The organism is Thermoflexus sp., from assembly GCF_034432235.1.
Lineage (GTDB): Bacteria > Chloroflexota > Anaerolineae > Thermoflexales > Thermoflexaceae > Thermoflexus.
The window spans coordinates 41,364-51,597 of record NZ_DAOUCJ010000087.1 but is presented as its reverse complement, the minus strand read 5'-3'; the positions used below and the strand labels follow the sequence as shown (position 1 = coordinate 51,597).

12 protein-coding genes are annotated in these 10,234 nt (G+C 64.4%); 4 read left to right on the top strand and 8 right to left on the bottom strand.

From position 1 onward, the window contains the following. A partial coding sequence (locus VAE54_RS11060) for a HAMP domain-containing sensor histidine kinase (RefSeq protein WP_322802023.1) occupies positions 1 to 722 on the top strand: 722 nt, incomplete at its 5' end. Here VAE54_RS11060 and VAE54_RS11055 read toward each other — a convergent pair. From VAE54_RS11055 to VAE54_RS11045, 3 genes are all read right to left on the bottom strand, one after another. After that, on the bottom strand, positions 618 to 953 hold the full coding sequence (locus VAE54_RS11055; protein WP_322802022.1) for a hypothetical protein: 336 nt from the start codon (positions 951 to 953) through the stop codon (positions 618 to 620). The two genes, VAE54_RS11060 and VAE54_RS11055, sit on opposite strands and share 105 nt — an antisense overlap. Then, positions 954 to 1,979, bottom strand: a complete 1,026-nt coding sequence (locus VAE54_RS11050) for an MBL fold metallo-hydrolase (protein ID WP_322802021.1) — start codon at positions 1,977 to 1,979, stop codon at positions 954 to 956. It abuts the gene before it with no gap. Between the two features lie 102 nt (positions 1,980 to 2,081). Further along, positions 2,082 to 3,122, bottom strand: coding sequence for an NAD(P)-dependent oxidoreductase (locus VAE54_RS11045; protein WP_322802020.1), 1,041 nt, complete (start codon positions 3,120 to 3,122; stop codon positions 2,082 to 2,084). A 521-nt stretch (positions 3,123 to 3,643) separates the two neighbouring features. On the opposite strand from VAE54_RS11045, the gene VAE54_RS11040 reads away from it, so the two are divergent. Next, a complete protein-coding gene (locus VAE54_RS11040; protein ID WP_322802019.1) occupies positions 3,644 to 3,961 on the top strand; it encodes an acylphosphatase in 318 nt (105 codons plus the stop codon). Positions 3,962 to 3,968: 7 nt separating this feature from the next. Then, positions 3,969 to 5,243: a hypothetical protein gene (locus tag VAE54_RS11035; RefSeq protein WP_322802018.1), complete on the top strand. Its 1,275-nt coding sequence runs from the start codon at positions 3,969 to 3,971 to the stop codon at positions 5,241 to 5,243. 44 nt (positions 5,244 to 5,287) lie between these two features. Here VAE54_RS11035 and VAE54_RS11030 read toward each other — a convergent pair whose 3' ends face one another. Genes VAE54_RS11030 through npdG form a run of 3 tightly spaced genes read right to left on the bottom strand, consistent with a single transcriptional unit; the run spans position 5,288 to position 7,916 of the window. Continuing rightward, positions 5,288 to 6,433: a CaiB/BaiF CoA-transferase family protein gene (locus tag VAE54_RS11030; protein ID WP_322802017.1), complete on the bottom strand. Its 1,146-nt coding sequence runs from the start codon at positions 6,431 to 6,433 to the stop codon at positions 5,288 to 5,290. A 38-nt stretch (positions 6,434 to 6,471) separates the two neighbouring features. Further along, positions 6,472 to 7,245: a coenzyme F420-0:L-glutamate ligase gene (gene cofE / locus VAE54_RS11025; protein ID WP_322802016.1), complete on the bottom strand. Its 774-nt coding sequence runs from the start codon at positions 7,243 to 7,245 to the stop codon at positions 6,472 to 6,474. Continuing rightward, entirely contained in the window at positions 7,242 to 7,916 is a 675-nt protein-coding gene (npdG, locus tag VAE54_RS11020; RefSeq protein ID WP_322802015.1) for an NADPH-dependent F420 reductase, read from the bottom strand. Before npdG ends, cofE begins: the two co-directional genes overlap by 4 nt. A gap of 218 nt (positions 7,917 to 8,134) precedes the next feature. Between npdG and VAE54_RS11015 the strand changes: the two genes are divergently transcribed. Beyond that, positions 8,135 to 8,473, top strand: coding sequence for a hypothetical protein (locus tag VAE54_RS11015; protein WP_322802014.1), 339 nt, complete (start codon positions 8,135 to 8,137; stop codon positions 8,471 to 8,473). A gap of 148 nt (positions 8,474 to 8,621) precedes the next feature. Here the strand turns inward: VAE54_RS11015 and tgt are convergent, their stop codons facing one another. Continuing rightward, positions 8,622 to 9,764 carry a tRNA guanosine(34) transglycosylase Tgt gene (gene tgt / locus VAE54_RS11010; RefSeq protein WP_322802013.1) on the bottom strand — a complete coding sequence of 381 codons (1,143 nt, stop codon included), beginning with the start codon at positions 9,762 to 9,764 and terminating at the stop codon, positions 8,622 to 8,624. Positions 9,765 to 9,830: 66 nt separating this feature from the next. Beyond that, positions 9,831 to 10,034 (bottom strand): hypothetical protein, encoded by a 204-nt coding sequence (locus tag VAE54_RS11005; RefSeq protein ID WP_322802012.1) that lies wholly within the window; start codon positions 10,032 to 10,034, stop codon positions 9,831 to 9,833. Between the last annotated feature and the right edge of the window lie 200 nt (positions 10,035 to 10,234).

The following is a 10,234-nucleotide window of genomic DNA, read 5'->3' as shown; positions in this document are numbered from 1 at the left end:
CCCTGAACCCCCGTCAGCAAGAGTTCGTGGAAAAGGTGGAACGGGCAATGCAGACTATCGTGGAGCTATTGAACAACCTGCTGGATCTCTCCCGGCTGGAGTCCGGGTATGCCCTCTCCATGGAGATCTGCTCGCTGGCCAGGATCCTGGATGGAGCTGTCCAGATCATCCGTCCTCAGGCCGAAGGAAAGCAGCACACCCTGATCCTGGATCTCCCGGCCGATCTCCCGCCCATTCAGGGGGACCCCCGGCGTCTGGAGCAGGTGTTCCTCAACCTGCTGAGCAATGCGGTGAAATATACGCCTCCGGGCGGACGGATCACCGTGCGGGCTCGGGAACAGGAGGGCCACATCACGGTGCAGGTCAGCGACACTGGAGTAGGGATCCCGCCGGCCGATCTCCCCCATATTTTCAGCAAGTTCTACCGTGTCCGACGCGAGGGCGAAGCCGCGGAAGGGACGGGCCTGGGCCTGGCCATTGTGAAATCGATCGTGGAGCGCCATGGCGGGCGGGTATGGGCGGAAAGCGAAGTCGGGAAAGGGAGCACGTTCACCGTTCTACTCCCCTGCCGCTCGACCCGTCCCACGCTTCCTGCCATGCCGCGCCTTCGAGAGGATTCAACGCAGGATCCCCAGCCATCGCCATATGAGCAACATCCCCAGCCAGACCCCATATCCTCCCAGCAGGCTCCATCCAAAGGGAACGCGACGGGCGAGCAGTAGCCAGGTGGCAAGGACGAACCCCAGCGAGGGGATCAGGGCCAGAAAGACGGACCGGGTGAACTGGGCGGTCTGTCCCAGATCCCGGGTTTCCGCATAGACGATCCACATGGCCAGGGGGATGCTCAACGGCATAGCCGCCAGGATCCCTGCCAGAACCCGGGAGCGCTCCTGGATAAGGGCCACCGCCGCGATGATCAACCACGCGATGCCGATGTTTATCCAGCGCTCCATCTACAGCCTCCGATAGCGGATCGGCGCCTCGGGATCCCGCTCCAGCTGGTCCAGATTCGCCACCTGCAGATAACCCCGGTCGTAGAGATACTCCACATGCGCCCCTGCCTCCAGGAGGGCCAGGAGCACTCCATAGCCATACTGTCGGCCGAAGAGCGCCTTGGAGATCTCCAGAATGGTGCGGGGCTCTTGACAGATCTCCAGAACTCGCTCCAGGCGCTGGCGATGAAACGCCTCGATCGCCGCAATCCGCTCATAGAGATCCAGGATGGGGTCCTCATGCCCACCGAACGCCAGAGCGATGTCCGGGATCGCCGCCACTCGACGCAGGGACTCCAGGTAATGCCCCAGGCCCGTATAACGGGTGATGCGCTCCGGGGCCTGGTGAGGGGTGGTATGCGCCAGGATATGGTCGGAGGTCAGCAACACCTCATCGATCTGGAGGCAGACCTGGCCCGGGCAATGCCCGGGGGTGTGATACACCCGGAGGATCCCGAAGAGCAGCTCGCCATCCGTCAACCAGCCCTCTACGGAGGTGGACTGGAACATCGTTTTCATGCTGAGATAGAGGTCAAGAAGAGCGGTCCGTCGTTCCGCCGAGACACCGGCCTGGCTCAGGAAATGCCGCAGCTCCCGCGCCACAGTGATCAGCCGTTCGGGATAGTTTACCAGCACCCGACGATCCAGCTCATGCACAAACACCGGCGCTGCGCTCTGCTGGCGAACGAAGGTCACCCCCCCGAAATGGTCGATATGGCCGTGGGTGATCAGGATCGCGGTCAGGTCAGGAAGATCCACCGGGCATCCATAGCGGGCCCGCACGATTTCCAGGCCTCGCTGAAGATCCTCCCGACTTTCCGGCAACCCCGAGCCTGCATCCACCAGAATGCGATGGCGGTCGGTCAGAATGAGATAAACATACCCATCCAGCTCCGGGAAAAGACGCGTCGGGAGGCGATAGAGCTCCGCCCCGCTTCGCGTCCGGTAGCGCAATACCCCGTCCCGCTCTTCCCACGGTCCTCGCATCCATGACCTCCATTCCTCACGACTTCGCGGCATCGCGGAGACGTTTCATGGTATGGGGCTCGGCGCCTTCCCCGCAACCCCCCGAGACGGCCTCGCCTCCGGCTATGGCAACAAATCCCGGATCACCCGCAGGATCCCCTGATCCCACGCCACCCGATGGGTGACGCCCACCTTGCCCGCCAGCTCCGTTTTGTGGGCCAGATACCATTCGTAAGTTCGGATCAGGGATTCCGCATTGCTGTAGCGAGGGCGCCATCCCAGCTTCGCTTTCGCCCGCTCAATGCTCACAAAAGAATCTTTATCGGCTGTCCCATAAACCCATCGATACAGCGGAGAGAGGCGCAACATCTCAAAGAGAGCAAGGGCCGCCTTCACCGGCCGGGCGGGCAGCGGCCAGACCCGCGCCCCGGTGCCCGCGTGATCGCAAAGGGCCTGCACGTCCTCTCGAACCGTTCCGAATCGCTCGGCGCCGATATTGAACGTGTCATTTGCCTGACCGGCATCCACGGTAAGGGCCAGCACAATGGCGTCGGTCAGATCATCCACATCCAGCAGCTGGTAGCGGTTTCTGCCGCTGCCGATGATCGGGATCGGCTTCCCACGCTCCACCCAGTCAAACAGGATCTGGAACACACCCAGTCGGCCGGGCCCGATGAAGGTCTTGGGGCGGATGATGGTCACCACCAGCCCGCGTTCCCGGAAAGACTGACAGACCCGCTCGGCCAGGATCTTGCTCTGGCCGTAAGGCCCAACGCCATGGAGCGGATCGTCCTCCACGATCGGATGTTTCCTGGGGATGCCATAGACAGCGGTGGAGGAGATAAACACCACGCGCCGGACGCCGTGGGCCAGGGCGCTCTCCAGCACCGTTCGAGTGCCCTCCACATTCACCGAGAAGATCTCCCGGCGGGGCCACAAGGGCAAGGCCGCCGCGGCGTGGATCACCGCATCCACGCCGCGCATGACCCGATCCACCGTTTCGCGGTCGCGCACATCCCCCTTATGGAACGAAACCGGCCCAATGTAATCCTCCTCAATGTAATCCGCGATATCCAGCAGGATCACTTCATGGCCATGCTGGAGCAGCTTGTTGGCCATATGGAAGCCAAAGAACCCCGCTCCGCCTGTGATCAGAACCCGCATAGCACCTCCTCCGGACACGGGAGCCTGGGGCTGAGCTGGCCGGCCCAGCCCCAGCCCTGAAGGATGGAAGGACCTTTCAAGCCCCAGCGCAGGCCACGATCTGGCCAAGAATGAACCCCGGGAGCGAGAAGCCATTCGCCCTCTCCGGGATCCGGGCCGGCCTGCGCCATGAGTTCGCGACGGGGCAGAGCAAAACCCAGAACAGGAATCAGTAAACCTTCAGTTTCACGAGCCGGCAACTGAGGATCGGGGATCTCCTCCAGGAGATTTCCGGGCCTGGGGCCCCTCGGATTTCTCCACGCCCCACTCCCCAAGAGATCGAGAGGAAGCCCTCCCTCCTATGGGTTTGAGCAGTTTGAGCCCAGCCGCGTAAGCTTGGAAGGGAAAAGGCAAGCAGCGGCCACCCGGGCGGATGCAAAGTCCTATGGAGGACGACCGAAGACGCATGGCTTTCCCTCCTCGATCGCATCCGGGCAAGCTGAGCTAAAATGTAGAGCGCATTCGAGGCCGGAGGCCACCATATGGGAGGGATCGGCCAGCGAAAACCGCATGAAGAACAGGTTCGGCTTCACGCCATTGTGCATGGGATCGTCCAGGGCGTGAATTTCCGATACTACACCCGGCTGCGAGCGGAGGCCCTCGGTCTAACGGGCTGGGTGGCCAATCGCTCGGATGGCACGGTGGAGGTGGTGGCGGAAGGGCCACGATCGGCGGTGGAAGCCCTCCTCGCCTTCCTTCAGCAGGGCCCGCCAGCGGCCCGCGTGGATTACGTGGAAACCTACTGGGAGAAGCCGAGCGGTGAATTCCGGGGATTTCGCATCCGCTACGAGGTGGACTGAGGCGCAGGTGCAGCGCCTGGCCTGGATCACCCTCCTGCTGTCCTTCGCCATCTGTATCGGGCTCAGCGTCCTGATCCCGTGGCGGATCATGACTTATTTTCGCACTGCCTATATCGGCACGCCCGCTCGGGTATCCGCCCTGTCCGGGATCCTCCGCCTGGAGCATCCAGAGAGAGAGCCCGTGGCGATCACCCCTGGCGCTGCCTATTCCCGGCTGACGGAAGGCGATCTTCTGATCACAGATGCCCAATCCCAGGGCCTGGTGATCTTCTCCGAACCATTGCTTCCCACGCCTCCAGACCTGGCAGCGATCCAGATCTATCCGAACACCCAGGTGGAAGTGCGATACGCCCGTTACCCGCGGTTCGGGATCAGCCCGGAACCGGCGCGCCTCACCCTCTACGTCCGCGCCGGCCGGATCCGGGTCATCCGCCTCGAAGGCCGGCGGGCCCTCGAGCTGGTCATCCAGACCCCCTATGGACAGGCAGAAGTGCTATCCGGGGCCCTGGCCGTGGAAGTCCAGAATGACCGGACGGATTTCACCGTGCGTTCTGGGGAGGCCCGGGTGGGAAACTCGACCGGGATCCGGATCGTGCGGAGCGATCAACGGGCACGCATTGGACTGGACGGCCGGGTGGAGGGACCGTTGGGAGCGGGGCGGAATCTGCTGCCGAGCCTTTTCCAGGCCCCCCTGCCGGAGCGAAGTGTGGAGGATCCGGTTCCCCCCGGCCAATGGGCGATCTTCCGGTTTGTCAAGCAACCCGGCGAAAGCCTGGGGGCAGTGGCCCAAATTTCGGAGGCTGGCCGTCGCGTGCTGGCGATCTCACGCTTCGGGTTCGATCACGCCCAAACCGGAGTTTTCCTTGTCCTCAACCAGGATGTGCGGGATTTCCGCTCGCTCCAGTTGCACATCAGTCTGAAGATCCTCTCCCAGGATGTCGCAGTATGTGGGGTCGTGGGGACCGAATGTCCGCTGATGATCCGCCTGGAATATAAAGACATCAACGGCAGCGATCGCCAGTGGCTACAAGGCTTCTATGCCATCGGCGAAGTGAGTCCTCAAACGCCGGAAAGCTGCCTCCCCCAGGTTTGCCCGCCCCCTTATAACGTTCATATTCGAGTCCCCCTGGGGGAATGGTATACCTTCGACTCGGGGAACCTGATGGAATCGCTGCGGGCCATCGGGGCGCCCCCCGCTACCCTCACCCGTCTGCGGATTTATGCCTCCGGCCACAGTTATTCGGTGATGTTCTCGGAATTGGAGCTGATCGGGGAGGAGTGACGCCATGCCGGATGTCGACCGTGGAACCGAAGCGGCAATGGCGCTCAGGCTCCATCCACGCCCTCCGCCCGGATGATGCCCCGGCGCGCCAGGTCCTCCAGGTCAGCGGCTTCCACTCCTATGCCCCTCAGGATCTCCACCGTGTGTTCCCCCAGACGAGGAGGAGGGCCCATCGCCGCAAGCCGTTTCCCATCCAGGGTGAACGGCAGGCATGGGTGCTCATCCTGGAATGCAGGGGCAAGATCCCTCAGCAACTGGATGGCTTCCGCCGGCTCCAGCACCGGTTCCAGGCAGGCATCGAGGGTCTCCCGGAGGGCTTCCCATTCCCTCCGGGCCCGGCTCCGAAACAGCGCGGCCACCTCCGGGATGAGCGCCGGATCGAAGGCGCGGGGGATCCACTCCGGATGTCCCACCGCTTCGCAGAAAGAACGCCAAAAGGCCGGCTCCAGGGCCGCCAGCGCCATCGCCCCCCCATCCGCCGTGACATACACCCGGTAACATGGAAGAGCCCCGTTGAGGGGCATCCCCTCCCGGGCTGCCGGGAGCCCTGCCCGATGGGCCCGCCAGAAGGGTTGCATCCAGGTCACCACGACCTCAAAGATCGACGCGTCCAGGACGACCCCCCGGCCGGTCCGCTCGCGATAGAAGAGGCCGGCCAGCACCGCGATCACCAACGCCATCGCCCCGCCGAAATCGGCGACCGGCACAGCCGGCGGCATCGGAGGTCCCTCCCGCGGCCCGTTGAGCCCCAGAAAGCCGGCCAGGGCAAGGTAGTTCAGATCATGCCCGGCCCGTTCCCGCCAGCGGCTGCCGGCCCCATAGCCGGTGAGGGAGGCATAAATCAGACGGGGTTGCTGGCGGAGGAGGAGCTCAGGGGCCAGGCCCAGCCGGGCCATCACGCCCGGCCGAAAGCCCTCCACCACCCCATCGGCCGATCGAACCAGGCGGAGGAAGAGCTCCCGCCCCTCAGGCTGTTTGAGGTCGATGGCCACGCTCTTCTTGCCCCGATTCGCCGCGGTAAACCATGCGCCCATCCCCTCTACAAAGGGGGGCATCTCGCGAAGCCAGTCACCCCCGTTCGGCGGCTCCACGCGGATGACCTCCGCGCCCATCGCCACCAGCCACTGCGTGGCGAAAGGTCCCGGCAGCAATCGGGTGAGATCCAGAATGCGGATCCCCGACAGGATCATCGCCTTCGCTCCTTTGGGGATCAGGCTTTGCCTGCTGGTCAGCGGAACAGATCATCCGCTCGCCCCCGTACCAGCTCGCGGGCGGAGCTCTCCCGGGGGGTGAAGGGAACGCCTCGGATCAGAACGGCGGGGATGCCCTCGGCCGCCTGGCCCAGCAACAGGGTCGCCGCCGAGGCCAGCAGATCCCCCAGCGCGACCTCCGTGTGCTGCAGGACGTAGCCGAAGAGATCCGGACGCCCTCGCCAGTCTTCCAGCGCCGGGAGGCCGCTGACCCCGATGGCCACACCGATCACCCCCTTTCGGTGCGCCCGGCCATGGCTATCCGCGATCACCACGCCGATATCCACGCCGAACCGGCGCTGGATCCCCTCCCGGATCCGCCGGGCGGAGCCGTCCGGATCCTCCGGCAGGCGGAGGACGATCTCTTCCCCCTCGGGGGCCACATTCGAGCGATCCACGCCGGCGTTGGCGCAGATGAACCCCAGGCGGTGCTCGACGATGATCAATCCCGGCCGCGCCCGGAGCACCTCAGCGGTGTCCCAGAGGATGACTTCCAGCAGGCGGGGATCCTTGCCCGTGATCCGGGCCAGCTCCAGCGCGCGCGGAGAGGGGGTCACTTCGGAGAGGCGAACGAACCGGCCTTCCGCTTTCGAAACGATTTTCTGCGCCACCACCAGCACATCTCCCGCCTGCGGCCCTCCCCAGCGGCGCAACGCCTCTGCCAGCAGAGCGACCAGATCATCGCCAGGACGGATGATGGGCAGTCCTTCCAGGGGAAACAGGGTAATCGGTTTCCCTTCGGACGAAATCATCCGCTCTTCCTCGAAATCCCTGTGATCCGGATCCCTGCGCCCTTCCCTTTATAGCGGATGTTGAGCCCGATCAGCACGGCGGTGAGCCCTTCGATGATGGGCGCGTTCGCCAGGGGACCTGCGTCGTAGGCGGTGAGCCCGATGGCTTCGGCGAGGGCGATGGCCCGGGCTTTGGCCTCCCGATGATCCCCCACCACCAGCACATCGCATTCCGGGACCTCATCCAGATCGTGCAGGTGGAAATGAGAAATATTATGAAAGGCCCCTACCACGGGGGTTTCAGGGCCCAGGATCCGCTGGGCTTCGGCGGTGGCCGAGCCATCCGGCGGTGGAGCATAACGGCGAGGATTGCCGGGATCCAGCGGGACCACCACATCGATGATCAGCTTGCGGGCCAGGATATCCCGAAGAGCCTGGAGGATCGACGCGTGGCCTTCATAAGGGACGGCGATCACCACGACCTCGCCCCAGGCCGCCGCATCCGCGTTCGCGAGGCCGATCAGTTCCGCGAGCGGAACGATCGCCCGCAGGCGCTCCGCGGCGTGACGGGCCCGTTCGGGATCCCGGGAGCCGATGGCCACCGGGAAACCCGCCCGGGCCCAGCGGAGCGCCAATCCGGAGCCCTCCTTGCCCGTCCCCCCCAAGACCGCAATGCGTGGACGGAAATCCATTCGATAGCCCTCCCGCGTCGTGAGCTGGAAGCTGCACCGCTGGTCTCCCTGTGGGGAGCGAAGCGTCGAAGATGGCCCGCCCGGCTCCCCAAGCTCGTTGTATATTATAGAGGCGCGCGCTTTCCCATAGAGGCGAGGAGCATCGCCTCGCTCGAAGCCGAGCGGGACGGCATCGCTCTGGATATCATGTATATAGAACCCGAACCGGAGGTGCCCGCATGGCACAGGACAAAGACCTGGAAGATCTGGAAGCCTTCTTCCGTCGTCTGGAATCTGATCCGGAATCGATCGATGCGGAAACCCTGATCGGGGCCTTTCGAGCGATCCGCCGCTGGATGCTGGTCTCCTCCATGCGCCTCCAGGTGCTGGAAGAACGGATGGCGGAGCTGGAGGCGGCACGCCGTCGGCTGGAGGAACGGATGGCGCAGCTGGAGGCGGCGATGGAAGCTTTACAGCGACGCCACGAGGAGAGCGAGGCGCTCCTTCGACAGATCCTGACCCATAACCTCTGGTGGGACCTCGCGCGGGGGGCCATGCCCCTGTTTTCCCCGAACTGATAGCACCACGCCATGGCGTGGGAAGATAGGAGGATCGCTTTGAGGGATGGGCGGGCACGCTGAACCCGCGCCCGCCCACCTGAATCGATGGAGGCTTCGCCGGATGCCGGCGAGGAAGAGGCTGAAAACTTTCCCCGCTCCCCCGGCCTCAACCTGGCATCCCCTGCTCTGGATCCGGCGCGAGGGCGGCCTGGGCCTCCAGCACGGCGGCTCGGAAGTCCGCGAAGCGTTCCTCTATGATCGCCTGGCGCATTTCCTCCATGAACCGGAACATCGTATACAAGTTATGCAGCGTGGTCAGATACATCGCCAGGGGCTCCCCCACGTTGAACAGGTGCCGCAGGTAGGCGCGGGAGAACCGCCTGCAGGTCGGGCATCCGCATGCCTCATCGATCGGACGAGGATCCTCCGCATAGATGGCGTTCCGCAGGTTCAGACGCCCATCCCGCGTGATCGCTGTCCCATGCCGGGCCACCCGGGTGGGCATCACGCAATCGAAGAGATCCACCCCCCGCGCTACCGCTTCGACAAAATCCACCAGGGTCCCCACGCCCATGAGATACCGGGGCTTCTCCTCCGGCAGCAGGGCGTCCATGAGCTCCAGCGTGCGGTAGGTGAAAGGCTTGGGCTCGCCCACCGACAACCCTCCGATGGCGTAGCCGGGGAAATCCAGGCCGATCAGGAAGCGCGCGCTCCGGGTCCGCAGATCTTCGAAGACCCCGCCCTGCACAATGCCGAAGAGGGCCTGGTCCCTTCGCGTGTGGGCAGCCCGGCAGCGTTCCGCCCAGCGATGGGTCCGCTCCAGGGCCTTCACGTTGTAATCGTAATCCATCGGTGGGGGGCATTCATCGAGACACATGATCAGATCCGCCCCCAGGTTCTCCTGGATGCGGATGGCCTTCTCCGGGGTGAACCGATGGAGGGATCCATCCAGGTGGGAGCGGAAGGTGACGCCCTCATCGTCCACTTCCCGCAGCCCCTGCAGGCTGAAGATCTGGAAGCCACCGCTGTCGGTGAGGATGGGCCCGTTCCAGCCCATAAAGCGGTGGAGCCCGCCCAGGCGGGCGATCCGCTCATCGCCGGGCCGCAGATACAGATGGTAGGTGTTCGCCAGGATCAGGCGGGCGCCCAGGGCTTCGAGGTCCCATGCGGGCACGGTCTTCACGGCCCCCTGAGTGCCCACCGGGGCGAAACACGGCGTGGGAATGCGCCCATGGGGCGTATCCAGAAACCCCGCCCGCGCCCGTCCGTCGCGGGCCAGCACCACGAACCGAAAGCCCTCCTGCGGCATGCCCCGCTTCCTCCAGCCTGGCGATCTCCATCGAAGCCCATGGGGGTCCAGGAAGCCCCCGCCGCCTTACTCCTCCTCTTCCATCCACTCCCGAAAGCGGCGCGTCGCCATCTCATACAACCGGACCAGGGTTTCAACGGCCCAGTTCCGCACTTCCTCCGGGGCCTTCCAGGCGCTGCCGCCTGTATCCCGCACCGCCTCCATGTAGAAGTGCTTTGGGGTTTCGCGGAGCTCCCATGGTTCGCCCGTTTCCTGTTCGATGTCGCGCACAAACCCTTGCAGTTTCCCCGCCCGCCATGTTCTTCCTTAGAAACGATCAGCACGACCCGCAACCGGGATCGCCCAATCCTCCAGGATACCCGTAGACCTCTTATCCCGGTATTAAAATCAAAATCCCCTGCGGTCGTCGGATTCCGACGATGAGGGATCCGATCCCCCAACCGCCGCAGCATATCCGCCCAGAAGATTCG

Coding starts and splice junctions, on each gene's coding strand:
- VAE54_RS11040 (WP_322802019.1), top strand. CDS start 3,644: ATGGGAGGGATCGGCCAGCGAAAACCGCATGAAGAACAGGTTCGGCTT.
- cofE (WP_322802016.1), bottom strand. CDS start 7,245: ATGATTTCGTCCGAAGGGAAACCGATTACCCTGTTTCCCCTGGAAGGA.
- VAE54_RS11055 (WP_322802022.1), bottom strand. CDS start 953: ATGGAGCGCTGGATAAACATCGGCATCGCGTGGTTGATCATCGCGGCG.
- tgt (WP_322802013.1), bottom strand. CDS start 9,764: ATGCCGCAGGAGGGCTTTCGGTTCGTGGTGCTGGCCCGCGACGGACGG.
- npdG (WP_322802015.1), bottom strand. CDS start 7,916: ATGGATTTCCGTCCACGCATTGCGGTCTTGGGGGGGACGGGCAAGGAG.
- VAE54_RS11045 (WP_322802020.1), bottom strand. CDS start 3,122: ATGCGGGTTCTGATCACAGGCGGAGCGGGGTTCTTTGGCTTCCATATG.
- VAE54_RS11050 (WP_322802021.1), bottom strand. CDS start 1,979: ATGCGAGGACCGTGGGAAGAGCGGGACGGGGTATTGCGCTACCGGACG.
- VAE54_RS11015 (WP_322802014.1), top strand. CDS start 8,135: ATGGCACAGGACAAAGACCTGGAAGATCTGGAAGCCTTCTTCCGTCGT.
- VAE54_RS11030 (WP_322802017.1), bottom strand. CDS start 6,433: ATGATCCTGTCGGGGATCCGCATTCTGGATCTCACCCGATTGCTGCCG.